Genomic DNA, 16231 nt, shown 5'->3' with positions numbered 1-16231 from the left:
AGCCTCCTGCCTGGAGGGTTACACGGCGTTCGACCAACGCAGCACAGTCAACGACTGAACCCGTAGTTAGATGCTTTGCATGCGGTCTTCGTAGTGATGCCATATACGAAGAATCACGACTGTCTGGCTATGAGCGGCATAGCGAATTACGTACTTCCCGAATATTGCGTCACGAATAGCGCTGGGGTCTGGAGCTAACTCGACTGCGCGTCCCATTGTTGGGAATAGGCGGAGACTTTCGATGCGCGCAATGAGTTCTGTTGCTACACGTGCGGCGGCAAGGGGATCTTTCTCAGCAATAAATGCCCGCAGACGAACCAGATCTGCCACGGACTCTTCTGAGTAGACCAGCTTCATTCGCCCGCCTTGGGTGGTGGCAGTTCATTGGAGCTGCCCCAGCTTTGCAGCCAGGTGTTTACCGCCTCACCGGACACGACCTTGCCCTGTGCGACGGACTCAATAGCTTGGAGTGTTTCCTGCCAGCGGTTCTGCTCTAGCGCCTGGCGCTCAAAAAACTCTCTAAGCGCCTGATTAATAAGCCAGCTTTTACTGCGATTAAGCTTTTCGGCCATGGCCCCAAGATTTTCTTCGAGTTCAGGTTGCAGCCGCACGGTTGTGACGCTCATTAAGGTGCCCTCCACACTATTGAATGCAATGTATTACAAGGTATTCAAAGGGACAAACTGGCATTGACGGACGGTGGTTAAAAAGCACCCAACATGCTTTTTTGCGCCACAGCACCCACCGGCTAGATGCCCTGCGTGTCGCGTTTGGTTGTGCCCTGTCGTTTTTATTGATTGATCGTTCAATTAAGATAATTTAGCCTTGGGTCTATATTGCTTACACCGACGACCTGCGCCAGCTGGCTCGCGTCGCCCACCGCACACGAGGAACGCGCCATGCCCCGCTTCGACGAACAGCAGCTCTTTATTGGCGGCCGTTATGTAACGGCCAGCAGCGGCGAAACCTTCGACAGCATCAACCCCGCCACCGGCGAAGTGCTGGCCCGCGTGCAGCGCGCCAGCCAGGCCGACGTGGAACTGGCTGTAGCCAGCGCCACCGAGGGCCAGAAGGTGTGGGCGGCGATGACCGCCATGCAGCGCTCGCGCATCCTGCGTAAGGCCGTGGACATTCTGCGCGAGCGCAACGATGAACTGGCCGAGCTGGAAACCCTCGACACCGGCAAGCCTTTGAGCGAAACCCGCTACGTCGATATCGTCACCGGCGCCGACGTGCTGGAGTACTACGCCGGGCTGATTCCAGCTATCGAAGGCGAGCAGATCCCGCTGCGCGAAACCAGCTTCGTCTACACCCGCCGCGAGCCGCTGGGCGTGGTCGCCGGTATTGGCGCATGGAACTACCCGATCCAGATTGCCCTGTGGAAATCCGCCCCGGCCCTGGCCGCTGGCAACGCGATGATCTTCAAACCCAGCGAAGTGACCTCGCTCAGCGCGCTGAAACTGGCGGAAATCTACAGCGCTGCCGGCCTGCCGGATGGCGTGTTCAACGTGCTGACTGGCAGCGGCCGTGAAGTCGGCCAGTGGCTGACCGAACATCCGGGTATCGAGAAGATTTCCTTTACCGGCGGCACCGTGACCGGCAAGAAGGTGATGGCCAGCGCCTCCAGCTCGTCGCTCAAGGAAGTGACCATGGAGCTGGGCGGCAAGTCGCCGCTGATCATCTTCGAAGACGCCGACCTCGACCGCGCCGCCGATATCGCGGTCATGGCCAACTTCTACAGTTCCGGCCAGGTCTGCACCAACGGCACCCGCGTGTTTGTGCCACGCATGCTGCAGGCACGCTTCGAGGCCAAGGTAGTTGAGCGGGTCAAACGCATCCGCCTCGGCGATCCGCTGAATGACTCCACCAACTTCGGCCCACTGGTCAGCGCGGCGCATATGGACAGCGTGCTCGGCTATATCGACAAAGGCCGCAGCGAAGGCGCACGCCTGCTGATCGGCGGCAACCGCGTCACCGAGGGCGACTACGCCAAAGGCGCGTATGTAGCGCCGACCGTATTCACCGACTGCAACGACGGCATGACCATCGTGCGGGAAGAAATCTTCGGCCCGGTGATGAGCATCCTGATTTACGACACCGAAGAGGAAGTGATCCGCCGCGCCAACGCCACCGAGTACGGCCTGGCCGCCGGCGTGGTCACCCGCGACCTGAACCGCGCGCACCGGGTGATCCACAAGCTGGAAGCCGGTATCTGCTGGATCAACACCTGGGGCGAGTCGCCGGCGGAAATGCCGGTGGGCGGCTACAAGCAATCCGGCGTCGGCCGCGAAAACGGCCTGACCACCCTCGCGCACTACACGCGGATCAAATCGGTACAGGTCGAACTGGGCGGTTACACCTCGGTGTTTTAAGCATCTTATCCGTGGGAGGGGCTTTGGCCGCGAAAGGTGTCGCGGCTAAAGCCCCTCCCACAGACCGACTGCTATCCATACGGCAACCCGATCACCCGGTCTTCACCGCCCCGTAGCCCGGATGCAATCCGGGAACAGTCACCGCGTTTTCCCCGGAGTGCATCCGGGCTACAGGAGTTTTTATGCCCCAGGAATTCGACTACATCATCATCGGCGCCGGCTCGGCCGGTAACGTGCTGGCCACCCGCCTGACCGAAGACGCTGACGTCAGCGTGCTGCTGCTGGAAGCCGGCGGCCCGGATTACCGCCTGGATTTCCGCACCCAGATGCCCGCCGCCCTGGCCTTCCCGCTGCAAGGCCGGCGCTACAACTGGGCCTACCTGACCGAGCCCGAACCGCATATGAACAACCGCCGCATGGAATGCGGACGCGGCAAGGGCCTGGGCGGTTCATCCTTGATCAACGGCATGTGCTACATCCGTGGCAACGCTATGGATTACGACGGTTGGGCCGAGGAAAAAGGCCTGGAAGACTGGAGCTACCTGGATTGCCTGCCGTATTTCCGCAAGGCGGAAACCCGTGATATTGGCGCCAACGCCTATCACGGCGGCGAGGGCCCGGTGTCGGTAACCACGCCGAAGAACGGCAATAACCCGCTGTTCCACGCCATGATCGAAGCCGGCGTGCAAGCCGGTTATCCACGCACCGACGACCTCAACGGCTACCAGCAGGAAGGCTTCGGCCCGATGGACCGCACCGTTACGCCCAAGGGCCGCCGCTCCAGCACCGCGCGTGGTTATCTCGATCAGGCCCGCGAACGGCCAAACCTGACCATCGTTACCCACGCCCTCACCGACCGTATTCTGTTCAGCGGCAAACGCGCCAGCGGCGTGGCTTACCTGCTCGGCGACAACGACACGCCGATCACCGTCAACGCGCGCCGCGAAGTGCTGCTGTGTGGCGGTGCGATTGCTTCCCCGCAGGTGCTGCAACGCTCCGGCGTCGGCCCGGCGGCGCTGCTGCGTGAACTGGACATCCCCTTGGTGCACGACCTGCCCGGCGTCGGCCAGAACCTGCAGGACCATCTGGAGGTGTACCTGCAATACGCCTGCAAGCAGCCGGTGTCGCTGTACCCGGCGCTGCAATGGTGGAACCAGCCGATGATCGGCGCCAATTGGCTGTTCCTCGGCAAGGGCATCGGCGCCAGCAACCAGTTCGAAGCCGGCGGTTTTATCCGCTCAAGTAGCGAGTTCGAGTGGCCAAATATCCAGTACCACTTCCTGCCGGTGGCAATTAACTACAACGGCAGCAACGCGGTGAAGGAACATGGTTTCCAGGCGCATATGGGTTCCATGCGCTCGCCAAGCCGTGGACGCATTCAGGTCAAATCCAAGGACCCGCGCCAGCACCCGAGCATCCTCTTTAACTACATGGCGCACGAGCAGGACTGGCGCGAGTTCCGCGACGGCATCCGCATCACCCGCGAAATCATGGCGCAGGCGGCGCTGGACCCGTATCGCGGTCGTGAGATCAGCCCCGGTGCCGAGCTGCAGACGGATGCCGAACTGGACGCCTTTATCCGCGAACATGCAGAAACCGCCTACCATCCGTCATGTTCCTGCAAGATGGGCGAAGACGATATGGCGGTGGTCGATGGTCAGGGCCGGGTGCACGGTGTGCAGGGCCTGCGGGTGGTGGATGCGTCGATCATGCCGCTGATCGTCACCGGCAATCTGAATGCGCCAACCATCATGATGGCCGAGAAGATTGCCGACAAAATCCGTGGCCGCGCCCCGCTGCCACGCAGCAGCGCGCCGTATTTCGTCGCCGGTAACGCGGCAGTACGCGGCACGGCGCAACGCTCCGCGTAGTCAGCGCGATCACCCGTAGCCCGGATGCAATCCGGGAGCGGCTTTGCCGGGGCCGACGCTCCCCGGATTTCATCCGGGCTACACCACGGCTCGCCTGCCTTTAACCGGCCAAAACCACACGCTGCTTGAAGCTGCGGGCGAAGGGCGTCGATAATGCGCAGTTTTCAACCAGCGCCTTTGTGCGCCGCCGCCGCAACGGCCGACCGAGCAGACCATGAAAGACAGCATTCGCCACCTGATCCAGCAAGCCCTGACCCGCCTCACCGCCGACGGCGTGCTGCCGGAAGGCCTGAGCCCGGCCATTCAGGTGGAGAACACCAAGGACAAGACCCACGGCGACTTCGCCAGCAATATCGCCATGATGCTGGCCAAGCCGGCCGGCATGAAACCGCGCGACCTGGCCGAGAAGCTGATTGCCGCGCTGCCGAGCGATGCCGCGATCAGCAAGGTCGAGATCGCTGGCCCGGGCTTCCTCAATTTCTATCAGAACACCCAAGCCCTGGCCGCACGCCTGGATGCCCTGCTGGCCGACGCCAAGCTCGGCGTGCGCAAGGCTGGCCCGGCGCAGCGCGTGGTGGTCGACTTGTCGGCGCCGAACCTGGCCAAAGAGATGCACGTCGGCCACCTGCGCTCGACCATCATCGGTGACGGTGTGGCGCGGGTGCTGGAATTCCTCGGCGACGACGTGATCCGGCAGAACCACGTGGGCGACTGGGGCACCCAGTTCGGCATGCTGCTGGCCTTTATGCAGGAAAACCCAGAGGCCGCCGAAAGCGAGCTGGCTGACCTGGAAGGTTTCTACCGCGCGGCGAAGAAGCGCTTCGACGAATCCCCCGAGTTCGCCGAGCGTGCTCGTGAGCTGGTGGTGCAGCTGCAGGCCGGCGATGCCGAATGCCTGCGCCTGTGGCACCGCTTCAACGATATTTCCCTGAGCCACTGCCAGGCGCTGTATGACCGCCTCGGCGTGAAGCTCTCCATGGCCGACGTGAAAGGCGAGAGCGCCTACAACGACGACCTGGCCAACGTGGTCGCCGACCTCAAGGCCAAGGGCCTGCTCAGCGAAAGCGACGGCGCGCAGTGCGTGTTTATGGACGAGTTCAAGAACGCTGAAGGCAATCCGCTGCCACTGATCGTGCAGAAAGCTGGCGGCGGTTACCTGTACGCCACCACCGACCTGGCCGCCACGCGCTACCGCGCTAACGTATTGAAAGCCGACCGCGCGCTGTACTTCGTCGATCAGCGCCAAGCCCTGCACTTCCAGATGGTTTTCACCGCCGCGCGCCTGGCCGGTTTCGTGCCTGCCAGCATGCAGCTGGAACACATGGGCTTCGGCACCATGAACGGCGCCGATGGCCGCCCATTCAAGACCCGCGACGGCGGCACCGTGAAGCTAGTCGACCTGCTCGATGAGGCCGAAGAGCGCGCCTACGCCCTGGTCAAAGGCAAGAACCCCGAGCTGGACGAAGCCGAACTGCGCCAAATCGCCCGCGCCGTGGGCATCGGTGCGGTGAAATACGCCGACCTGTCCAAGCACCGCACCAGCGACTACCGCTTCAACTTCGAGCTGATGCTGAGCTTCGAGGGCAACACCGCGCCGTATCTGCTGTACGCCTACACCCGCGTGGCCAGCGTGTTCCGCAAGCTGGGCAAGGGTTTCGAGCAGATCGAAGGCAGCCTCGACCTGCAGGCCGCCCACGAAATCGAACTGGCCGGCAAGCTCGCGCAGTTCAATGAGGTGCTCGCCAGCGTCGCCGACAAGGGCGAACCGCACCTGCTCTGCGCTTACCTGTACGACCTGGCCGGGCTGTTCTCGAGCTTCTACGAGAATTGCCCGATCCTCTCCACCGAGGACGAGGCTGTACGTAACAGCCGCCTGCGCCTGGCCGCGCTGACCGCGCGTACGCTCAAGCAGGGCCTGGAACTGCTCGGCCTGGAAACCCTGGAGCGCATGTAAGTGGCCGCCAAGAAAAAACCCGCCGCCAAACGCGGCGCCAGCCGTTACCAAGCACCGGCGAAAAAACCGGTGCCGGGCTGGTTCTGGCTGGTCTGCGGCCTGGTGATCGGCGGTTTTATGGTGTTTCTGTTCAGCCTCGAACCGGGCCGCGACGAGATCAAGCGCAACAAGGTCGAACAGGCGCGCGTCACTCAGGCCAATAAAGCGGCGGCCGCCAAGCCTGCCACTAACGAGCCGGCCAAGCCCAAATACGACTTCTACACCCTGCTGCCGGAATCGGAAGTGATCCTGCCGCCGCAAAGCATCGAGCCCGTCGCACCGCCCGCGCAGAAGCCGGTTACCCCGGAAGAAGCGGCGAAGATCGATGCCGCCCGCGCCGAAGCCGCGCTCAACGGCCAGGTGCCGCCACCGCCGCCAGTAGTCGCCAAAGGTCCGGTCAGCTCGCAATTCTTCCTCCAGGCCGGCTCGTTCCGCCGCAAGGACGACGCCGACAGCCTGCGCGCGCAGATCATCCTGCTCGGACAGAACGTGCAGGTGGAATCCGGCACGGTGCGCGAAGAAACCTGGCACCGCGTGCTGGTCGGCCCCTTCGCCACCCGCGAACAGCTCGGCCAAGCGCAGAAATCCCTGGCCGCCAGCGGCTTTAGCAATCTGTTGTTACAGCAGCGGCAAAGCCAGTAAGTTCAGGCCCTGTGGCGCATTCGCACGACTATTTGTCGGACAGCGGATGCCCCAGGGCTTGAAGCAGGGCATCGCTGCCCCCACTTCATTCGGCATTGGGCACTTTCGCCCCGCTGCGTGGAGACTCTCCCCTTGACCACCATCGTTTCAGTGCGCCGCAACGGCAAAGTCGTCATGGGCGGCGACGGCCAGGTGTCCCTCGGCAATACCGTGATGAAAGGCAACGCGAAAAAAGTTCGTCGCCTGTACCACGGCCAGGTGCTGGCCGGCTTCGCCGGTGCCACCGCCGACGCCTTTACCCTGTTTGAACGCTTTGAAGGCCAGCTGGAAAAACACCAGGGCCACCTGGTGCGCGCTGCCGTCGAGCTGGCCAAAGACTGGCGCACCGACCGCTCGCTGAGCCGCCTGGAAGCCATGCTGGCAGTGGCCAACAAGGACGCCTCGCTGATCATCACCGGCAACGGCGATGTGGTTGAGCCCGAGCACGGCCTGATCGCCATGGGTTCCGGTGGCGGCTTCGCCCAGGCCGCGGCCATGGCCCTGCTGCAGAAAACCGATTTGAGTGCCCGTGAAATCACCGAAACCGCGCTGAACATTGCCGGCTCCATCTGTGTCTTCACTAACCAAACCCTGACTATCGAAGAAGAGGACTGCGCCGATCCGGCCGTTTAAAGCTGCTGCGCTCGGCCATGCTGCGTTGCAAGCAGGCTTCGGACAGCGACTTGTCGCTGAACGCCCGTAAGGGCGGCCCGGAGAGCGAATGGAATGAGTCATGCTCATTTACAGACGTAAACTCCGCTTCCTCGCCTACTTTCGCCTTGCCTGACCTTCGCTCGCGACGCTTTAAACACCCTGATTAGCGGTCTTTTCTGGAGTAAACCCGCATGTCCATGACGCCCCGCGAGATCGTTCACGAACTCAACCGCCATATCATCGGTCAGGACGACGCCAAGCGCGCCGTGGCCATTGCCCTGCGCAACCGCTGGCGGCGCATGCAGCTGCCGCTTGAGCTGCGCACCGAAGTAACGCCGAAGAACATCCTGATGATCGGCCCTACCGGCGTCGGCAAGACCGAAATCGCCCGCCGCCTGGCCAAGCTGGCCAATGCGCCGTTTATCAAGGTGGAAGCGACCAAGTTCACCGAGGTCGGCTATGTCGGCCGAGATGTCGAGTCGATGATCCGTGACCTCGCCGATGCGGCGATCAAGATGCTGCGCGAGCAGGAGATGATCAAGGTGCGCCACCGCGCCGAAGATGCCGCCGAAGAGCGCATCCTCGATGCCCTGCTGCCACCGGCCCGCACCGGTTTCAGCGAGGAAGCCGCGCCGGGCAGCGATTCCAACACCCGTCAGCTGTTCCGCAAGCGCCTGCGCGAAGGCCAGCTGGACGACAAGGACATCGAGATCGAAGTGGCCGACGCCCCGGCCGGCATCGAAATCATGACCCCGCCGGGCATGGAAGAGATGACCAACCAGCTGCAAAGCCTGTTTTCCAACATGGGCAAGGGCAAGAAGAAGAGCCGCAAGCTCAAGGTCAAGGAAGCCCTGAAGATGGTGCGCGATGAAGAAGCCGCGCGCCTGGTCAACGAGGAAGAACTCAAGGCCCAGGCTCTGGAAGCCGTGGAACAGAACGGCATCGTGTTTATCGACGAGATCGACAAGGTGGCCAAGCGCGGCAATACCGGCGGCGCCGACGTATCCCGCGAAGGCGTGCAGCGCGACCTGCTGCCGCTGATCGAAGGCTGCACGGTGAACACCAAGCTGGGTATGGTGAAAACCGACCACATTTTGTTTATCGCCTCCGGCGCCTTTCACCTGAGCAAGCCAAGCGACCTGGTGCCGGAGCTGCAAGGCCGCCTGCCGATTCGCGTGGAGCTGAAAGCCCTGACCCCACAGGACTTCGAGCGCATCCTCACCGAGCCGCACGCCTCGCTGACCGAGCAATACGCCGCGCTGCTCAACACCGAAGGCCTGGGCATCCAGTTTGTCGCCGAAGGCATCAAGCGCATCGCCGAAATTGCTTATCAGGTCAACGAGAAGACCGAGAACATCGGCGCGCGCCGCCTGCACACCCTGCTCGAGCGCCTGTTGGAGGAAGTCTCTTTCAGCGCTGGCGACCTGGCTGGCCAGCAGAACGGCACGCCGATCGTGATCGACGCCGCTTACGTCAACAGTCACCTCGGCGAGCTGGCGCAGGACGAAGACCTGTCGCGCTATATTCTGTAACCACCCCACCCCGTAGCCCGGTTGCAATCCGAGGGAGCGTATTACGAAGCCCCCGGATTGCATCCGGGCTACACCGCCTCTGGAATCGAGCATGCGTATCCCCACGGCGATCAAACTACACAAGGCCTCGAAAACCCTGGAGCTGCATTACGGGGCGGACGAGCACTACACCCTGCCCGCCGAGTTTCTGCGCGTACATTCGCCATCGGCGGAAGTACAGGGCCATGGCAAACCGATTCTGCAAACCGGCAAGCTCGGCGTCGGCCTGAGCAAGATCGAGCCCGCCGGCAATTACGCCCTCAAACTGACCTTTGATGACGGCCACGACAGCGGCCTGTTCACCTGGGATTATCTGGAACAGCTGTCCCTGCGCCAGAGCGAACTGTGGAGCGATTACCTCGCCACCCTCGCCGCCGCCGGCAAGTCCCGTGACCCCAGCGAAAGCGTGGTCAAACTGATGCTCTGAAGTGCCCGGGCCACATGCCGTCAGGAATTGACTCAGGTGCTTCAGCTATTTCCTCACTCGCACAGCGCCGAGCGGCAATCTGCCGCAGCGCAGCAGCCCGTCTAGCCCGTTGATCCTGACCGGTTAGAGCGCATTTTCTAATCCTTCCCTGCATACTCATCGCGCATTCGGCCTGGATCGCGGCCGGCTTGCACAAATTCTCAAACTCGGGTAACCAAGTAGTTGGAAGTTTCTCGCGCCAGGCAGCCCCTGCGACGAGGAAGATTGCGGAGCGATCCGCCCTTGGTAATCCGGGCAATACCTGGTTCATGGAACCTGTTCAAAGTCTCGCGAGCTAGAGTCATGCAAGGCAAGAACAGGCGAGGAAGCGGAGTGTACTTTTGTACATGAGCATTCCGAGTCTGCTCTTAACGCAGCAGGACCGACGCGCAGCAGACTTGGAGCAGGTTCTAGCCCTGTGTCGCCGTGCACAGCCGTATGCCGGTATTTCGTCTCAGGACAATGGAGCGTTGTAGATGACAGATAAGAATAATGATGACCTGAAACACCAGGCCTCCGAGAACACTTTGGGCCTTAACCCGGTGATCGGCATCCGCGGTAAAGACCTACTTAGCTCCGCCCGAGTCGTGCTCAAGCAAGCCCTCAAGCAACCCCTGCACAGCGCCAAACACCTTGCCCACTTCAGCATGGAGCTGAAGAACGTGATGCTCGGCCAATCCGACCTCACCCCCACCGAAGGCGACCGGCGTTTTGCCGATCCGGCCTGGAGTCAGAATCCGCTGTACCGCCGCTACCTGCAGACCTACCTGGCCTGGCGCAAAGAGCTGCATGACTGGGTCGAGCACAGCAACCTGTCTGAACAGGATGCCAGCCGTGGCCACTTCGTGATCAACCTGATGACCGAAGCCATGGCCCCGAGCAACAGCATGGCCAACCCGGCGGCCGTTAAGCGCTTCTTTGAAACCGGCGGCAAGAGCCTGCTTGACGGCCTGTCGCACCTGGCCCAGGACATCGTCAACAACGGTGGCATGCCGAGCCAGGTCAACATGAATGCCTTCGAGGTCGGCAAAAGCTTGGCCACCACCGATGGCGCGGTGATTTTCCGCAACGACCTGCTGGAGCTGATCCAGTACAAGCCGATCACCGAGCAGGTGCACGAGCGCCCACTGCTGGTGGTGCCGCCGCAGATCAACAAGTTCTACGTCTTCGACCTGTCACCGGAAAAGAGCGTGGCGCGCTTCCTGTTGCGCAACGGCATCCAGACCTTCGTGGTGAGCTGGCGCAACCCGACCAAGGCCCACCGCGAGTGGGGCCTGTCGACCTATATCGAAGCACTGAAAGAAGCCATCGACGTGGTTACTGCCGTCACCGGCAGCAAAGACATCAACATGCTCGGCGCCTGCTCCGGCGGCCTGACCACTACCTCGCTGTTGGGCCATTACGCCGCGCTGGGTGAGAAGAAGGTGCATGCCTTGACCCTGCTGGTCAGCGTGCTGGATAACCGCCTGGAAACCGACGTGGCGCTGTTCGCCGACGAGAAAAGCCTGGAGATGGCCAAGCGCCGCTCCTATCAGGCCGGCGTGCTGGAAGGCAGCGACATGGCCAAGGTGTTCGCCTGGATGCGCCCCAACGACCTGATCTGGAACTACTGGGTGAACAACTACCTGCTCGGCAACGAGCCACCGGTGTTCGACATCCTCTACTGGAACAACGACACCACGCGCCTGCCGGCTGCCCTGCATGGCGAATTTATCGACATGTTTACCTCCAACCCGCTGATTCGCCCAGGTGCGCTGGAAGTCTGCGGTACCCCGGTCGACCTCAAGCAGGTGACCAGCGACCTCTACTGCGTGGCCGGCACCACCGACCACATCACCCCGTGGGAGTCGTGCTACAAGTCGGCCAAGCTGTTTGGCGGCAATGTCGAATTCATTCTGTCCAACAGCGGGCATATCCAGAGCATTCTCAACCCGCCGGGCAACCCGAAATCACGTTACATGACCAACACCCAGATGCACGCGGACCCGAAAACCTGGCAAGCCAGTTCGACCAAGCACGCCGACTCCTGGTGGCTGCATTGGCAGGTCTGGCTTGGCGAGCGCTCCGGCGCGCAGAAAAAGGCACCGAGCCAACTGGGCAACAAGAAACATCCGGCCGGCGAAGCAGCCCCCGGTACCTACGTTCACGAACGTTGATCAACTGCGCACTGCGCAACACTGCCCGCGGCACTGGAGGTGTCGCTCGCCCACCCGCTCATTTGCGCGGGTGAGGCGAACCAGGCTTTGCCCTGGCGTTTCTGGAAAAGACCCGGAGGGTCTGATCCAGCGTTTTAATTGATAGGGCTTTTGCGCATGTCGCTACCTTTCGTATTCCGTACCATTGAACTGGACGGCCAGACCATCCGTACCGCGGTTCGCCCCGGTAACGGCAAGATGACCCCGCTGCTGATCTTCAACGGCATCGGGGCCAACCTGGAGCTGGTCATGCCTTTCGTGCGCGCCCTGGACCCAGGCCTGGAGGTCATCGCCTTCGACGTACCCGGCGTTGGCGGCTCCTCTACGCCCAGCACGCCGTATCGCTTTCCTGGCCTGGCCAAACTCGCCGCGCGCATGCTCGATTACCTCGACTACGGTCAGGTCAATGCGATTGGCGTGTCCTGGGGCGGTGCCCTGGCGCAGCAGTTCGCCCATGACTACCCGGAGCGTTGCAAGAAGCTGATCCTCGCCGCCACCTCGGCCGGCGCGGTGATGGTGCCTGGCAAACCCAAGGTGCTCTGGTGCATGGCCAGCCCGCGGCGCTACGTGCAGCCGTCCTACGGCGTGCAGATTGCCCCGGAAATCTACGGCGGCGCCTTCCGCCGCGACCCGAAACTGGCCCTGGCGCACGCCAGTAAAGTCCGTTCGGGCGGCAAGATGGGCTACTACTGGCAGCTGTTCGCTGGGCTAGGCTGGACCAGCATCCACTGGCTGCACAAGATCCGCCAACCGACGCTGGTAATGGCCGGTGACGATGACCCGCTGATCCCGCTGGTGAATATGCGTCTGCTGGCCTGGCGCATCCCCAACTCCGAGCTGCACGTAATCGACGATGGCCACCTGTTCTTGGTGACCCGCGCCGAAGCCGTGGCACCGATCATCATGAAATTCCTCGAGGAAGAACGTCAGCGCGCGGTCATGCACCCGCAGCCCGCGTCAGCCCGCACGCTCGGCTAACCGCACCTTGGTTGGGCAAGCGCCTCAACAGCGCGCACTGAGGCTGTGCTGCACGCACAGTGCTTGACCCACTTTCGGGCACGTTGTATTACCTGGGACTTGGCGCGCGGCAGTCTGGAACGCACATGCGCGCGCATTGGTATAAGCCTTGCTGCTTATCTATCAACCTTGAAGTCTCACGGTTTGACGACGGAGTGTTGCCCAATGCGAGACCAACCCAGCAAACGCGCCTTGCCGGCGAACAAAAGCGTGATGAACGCGCAAAATGCAGTAGTCGGTCTGCGCGGCCGCGACCTGCTGTCCACCCTGCGTGGCCTGGCCCTGCAGGGGATCAAGCAACCCATTCACAGTGCCCGGCATGTTGCTGCGCTGGGCGGCCAACTGGGTCGCGTGCTGATGGGCGACAAGCCGTTCAAGGTCAACCCGCAAGACCCGCGCTTCGCCGACCCAACCTGGCGTGACAACCCGATTTACAGCCGCAGCCTGCAAGCCTACCTGGCCTGCCAGAAACAGCTGAACAGCTGGATCGACGAGAGCAACCTGGATGCCGATGACCGCGCCCGCGCGCGCTTTGTTGCCACCCTTCTCGGTGACGCCCTGGCCCCCAGCAACACCCTGCTCAACCCACAGGTGATCAAGGAGCTGTTCAACAGCGGCGGCAGCAGTCTGCTCAAGGGCGTAAGCCATCTGTTCGATGACCTGGTGAACAACGACGGTATGCCCAGCCAGGTCAGCAAGCATGCCTTCGAGGTCGGCCGTAACCTGGCCACCACCAGCGGCGCCGTGGTGTTTCGCAGCGAGCTGCTGGAGCTGATCCAGTACAAGCCGATGAGCGAAAAGCAGTACGCCAAGCCGCTGCTGATCGTGCCGCCACAGATCAACAAGTTCTATATTTTCGACCTCTCCAGCGAGAAGAGCTTCGTCCAGTACGCGCTGAAGAACGGCCTGCAGACCTTCGTGGTCAGCTGGCGCAACCCCGATCCACGGCACCGCGAGTGGGGCCTGTCGAGCTACGTGGAAGCGCTGGAAGTCGCCATCGATGCCTGCCGGGAAATCACCGGCAGCAAGGACGTCAACCTGCTCGGCGCCTGCGCCGGCGGCCTGACCATCGCCGCGCTACAAGGCCATCTGCAGGCCAAACGCCAGCTGCGCAAAGTGGCCAGCGCCACCTATATGGTCAGCCTGCTGGACAGCCAGATCGACAGCCCGGCCATGCTGTTTGCCGATGAGCTGACCCTCGAAGCCGCCAAACGCCGTTCCTATCAACAGGGCGTGCTGGATGGCCGCGACATGGCGCGGGTGTTTGCCTGGATGCGGCCGAATGATCTGATCTGGAATTACTGGGTCAACAACTACCTGCTCGGCAAGCAGCCACCGGCCTTCGACATTCTCTACTGGAACAACGACAACACCCGCCTGCCGGCCGCCCTGCATGGCGACCTGATCGACTTCTTCAAACACAACCCGCTGACCCACCCGCGCGGCCTGGAAGTCTGCGGCACCCCGGTCGATCTGCAGAAGGTCACGGTGGACAGCTTCAGCGTCGCCGGGATCAACGACCACATCACCCCCTGGGATGCGGTGTACCGCTCGACCCTGCTGCTGGGCGGCGACCGCCGCTTTATCCTGTCCAACAGCGGGCATATCCAGAGCATCCTCAACCCGCCGGGCAACCCCAAATCCAACTACCTGGAAAACCCCAAACTCACCGGCGACCCGCGCGCCTGGTACCACGATGCCGAGCACGTACAGGGCAGTTGGTGGCCAGTGTGGCTGAACTGGATGCAGGAACGCTCGGGCGAGCAGAAGGACACCCTGATGGCCCTGGGCAACCAGAATTACCCGGCCATGGAAGCCGCGCCCGGCACCTATGTGCATGTGCGCTAAAACGCCAAGCCACGCATGATCAGACTGGCCGCAAACCCTTGCGGCCAGGTATCGTCAGCCTTCCCGCGGCCAGAATAAGAAGACCGGATGAAAACCCGCGACAGAATCCTTGAATGCGCCCTGCTGCTGTTCAACCAGAAGGGCGAACCGAACGTTTCCACCCTGGAAATCGCCAACGAACTGGGTATCAGCCCGGGCAACCTGTACTACCACTTCCACGGCAAAGAGCCGCTGATCCTCGGCCTGTTCGAGCGCTTTCAGGCGGAACTCGCGCCGCTGCTTTCGCCGCCGGAAGACGTGCAGCTGGATGTGGAGGATTACTGGCTGTTTCTGCACCTGATCGTCGAGCGCCTGGCGCACTACCGCTTTCTGTTCCAGGACCTGTCCAACCTGACCAGCCGCTTGCCAAAACTGGAACGTGGCATGCGTCACTGGCTCAATAGCCTCAAACGTGCGCTGGCCGAATTGCTCGCCCAACTGCAACTTGATGGCCAACTGCAAAGCGACACCCAGTCGCTGGGCCAACTGGTCGAGCAGATCACCCTGACCCTGCTGTTCTCCCTCGACTACCAGCGCATCATCGGTCGCGAAGGCGAGAGTCGCCTGGTGGTCTATCAGGTGATGATGCTGGTGGCCCCGCACCTGGCCGAAGAGTCGCGCTACGCCGCCGAACACCTGGCGCAACGCTACCTGGAAGATTAACCCGTACACCTAAACGCAAACGCCCGGCACTAGGCCGGGCGTTTGCGTTGACTGCTGCGCGTCTTACGACTGGGCGGCAGGTGTCACGGGTGCAGCAGGTGCAGCGGCCGGAGCAGGTGCAGCAGCGGCTGCCGGAGCAGCCGGTTTGGCGGCTACTGGCTTGGCTGGTGCCGGCTTGGCGGCAGCTTTGACTGCCGGTTTAGCGGCAGGCTTGGCTGCTGGTTTGGCAGCTGGTTTGGCAGCTGGTTTAGCTGCTGCTTTGGCAACCGGCTTGGCAGCAGGTTTAGCAGCTGGCTTGGCAGCAGCCTTGGCTACCGGTTTAGCGGCAGGTTTGGCCGCTGGCTTAGCTGCAGCTTTGGCAACCGGCTTGGCAGCGGGTTTAGCGGCAGGCTTGGCAGCAACCTTCTTGACGGCAGGCTTGACCGACTTAACCGAAACACCGGTCAGTTGCTCGATCTGCTTGGTCAGGCTTTCCACTTTGGCGTTGAGCGCTTTCACTTCATTGCGGCTCGGTACACCGAGACGCGAAATGGCATTGTTCAGACGCTTGTCGAAGGCTTCTTCCAGCTCGCCCCACTTGCCAATAGCCTTGTCTTTGACTTCATCGACTTTCGACTTGGCAGTGTCCACTTTCGAACCCACAGTGGACTTCACTGCGCCAACTTGCTTGTCGACTTCGGTCTTGGCTTGCTTCTCAGCTTTTTCGCCATCCTTGACCAGCGTGTCGAACAGCTTGTTGCCGTCCTTGCTGACCTTGGAGTAGGCACCCAAACCAGCCAGCCAGATTTGACGCGAGTATTTTTCTACTTCGCCGATCCAGGAAGTGGTTTGCTTTTCGGTTTTCTTTTTGACAGCCATCCT

At 61.9% G+C, this 16231-nt stretch carries 14 protein-coding genes; 11 read left to right on the top strand and 3 right to left on the bottom strand.

What is annotated here, in order from left to right; all coding sequences use genetic code 11:
• Positions 1-66 precede the first annotated feature (66 nt).
• Positions 67-357 carry a type II toxin-antitoxin system RelE/ParE family toxin gene (locus Q8O69_RS13120; RefSeq protein WP_305592760.1) on the bottom strand — a complete coding sequence of 97 codons (291 nt, stop codon included), beginning with the start codon at positions 355-357 and terminating at the stop codon, positions 67-69.
• Positions 354-626, bottom strand: coding sequence for a CopG family ribbon-helix-helix protein (locus Q8O69_RS13115; RefSeq protein ID WP_305592759.1), 273 nt, complete (start codon positions 624-626; stop codon positions 354-356). The genes Q8O69_RS13120 and Q8O69_RS13115 overlap by 4 nt, the downstream gene beginning before the upstream one ends.
• 273 nt (positions 627-899) lie before the next feature.
• Between Q8O69_RS13115 and betB the strand changes: the two genes are divergently transcribed.
• From betB to Q8O69_RS13060, 11 genes are all read left to right on the top strand, one after another.
• Positions 900-2372, top strand: coding sequence for a betaine-aldehyde dehydrogenase (gene betB / locus Q8O69_RS13110; protein WP_305592758.1), 1473 nt, complete (start codon positions 900-902; stop codon positions 2370-2372).
• A 182-nt stretch (positions 2373-2554) separates the two neighbouring features.
• Positions 2555-4243 carry a choline dehydrogenase gene (gene betA, locus Q8O69_RS13105; RefSeq protein ID WP_305592757.1) on the top strand — a complete coding sequence of 563 codons (1689 nt, stop codon included), beginning with the start codon at positions 2555-2557 and terminating at the stop codon, positions 4241-4243.
• Positions 4244-4457: 214 nt separating this feature from the next.
• The gene (gene argS / locus Q8O69_RS13100; RefSeq protein WP_305592756.1) at positions 4458-6197 is read left to right on the top strand and encodes an arginine--tRNA ligase; all 1740 of its coding nucleotides are present in this window, start codon (positions 4458-4460) and stop codon (positions 6195-6197) included.
• Positions 6198-6878, top strand: coding sequence for an SPOR domain-containing protein (locus tag Q8O69_RS13095; RefSeq protein ID WP_305592755.1), 681 nt, complete (start codon positions 6198-6200; stop codon positions 6876-6878).
• Between the two features lie 132 nt (positions 6879-7010).
• Positions 7011-7550 carry an ATP-dependent protease subunit HslV gene (hslV, locus tag Q8O69_RS13090; protein WP_167146634.1) on the top strand — a complete coding sequence of 180 codons (540 nt, stop codon included), beginning with the start codon at positions 7011-7013 and terminating at the stop codon, positions 7548-7550.
• A gap of 212 nt (positions 7551-7762) precedes the next feature.
• Complete coding sequence (gene hslU, locus Q8O69_RS13085; protein ID WP_305592754.1) at positions 7763-9103, top strand: HslU--HslV peptidase ATPase subunit; 1341 nt, start codon at positions 7763-7765, stop codon at positions 9101-9103.
• 91 nt (positions 9104-9194) lie between these two features.
• Entirely contained in the window at positions 9195-9569 is a 375-nt protein-coding gene (locus Q8O69_RS13080; RefSeq protein WP_275962243.1) for a DUF971 domain-containing protein, read from the top strand.
• A 515-nt stretch (positions 9570-10084) separates the two neighbouring features.
• Positions 10085-11764: a class II poly(R)-hydroxyalkanoic acid synthase gene (gene phaC, locus Q8O69_RS13075; RefSeq protein ID WP_305592753.1), complete on the top strand. Its 1680-nt coding sequence runs from the start codon at positions 10085-10087 to the stop codon at positions 11762-11764.
• Between the two features lie 156 nt (positions 11765-11920).
• Complete coding sequence (gene phaZ / locus Q8O69_RS13070; protein ID WP_275962241.1) at positions 11921-12781, top strand: poly(3-hydroxyalkanoate) depolymerase; 861 nt, start codon at positions 11921-11923, stop codon at positions 12779-12781.
• A gap of 204 nt (positions 12782-12985) precedes the next feature.
• Positions 12986-14668, top strand: a complete 1683-nt coding sequence (gene phaC, locus Q8O69_RS13065; protein WP_275962240.1) for a class II poly(R)-hydroxyalkanoic acid synthase — start codon at positions 12986-12988, stop codon at positions 14666-14668.
• Between the two features lie 87 nt (positions 14669-14755).
• Positions 14756-15370 (top strand): TetR/AcrR family transcriptional regulator, encoded by a 615-nt coding sequence (locus tag Q8O69_RS13060; protein ID WP_275962239.1) that lies wholly within the window; start codon positions 14756-14758, stop codon positions 15368-15370.
• A gap of 63 nt (positions 15371-15433) precedes the next feature.
• Here Q8O69_RS13060 and Q8O69_RS13055 read toward each other — a convergent pair whose 3' ends face one another.
• The gene (locus tag Q8O69_RS13055) at positions 15434-16228 is read right to left on the bottom strand and encodes a phasin family protein (protein WP_305592752.1); all 795 of its coding nucleotides are present in this window, start codon (positions 16226-16228) and stop codon (positions 15434-15436) included.
• Between the last annotated feature and the right edge of the window lie 3 nt (positions 16229-16231).

Origin of the sequence: Pseudomonas sp. (assembly GCF_030690725.1) — a bacterium.
In the GTDB taxonomy this organism is placed as follows: Bacteria; Pseudomonadota; Gammaproteobacteria; order Pseudomonadales; family Pseudomonadaceae; genus Aquipseudomonas.
The sequence above is the reverse complement of the archived record's forward strand: the minus strand, read 5'-3'. Positions and strand labels throughout refer to the sequence as shown.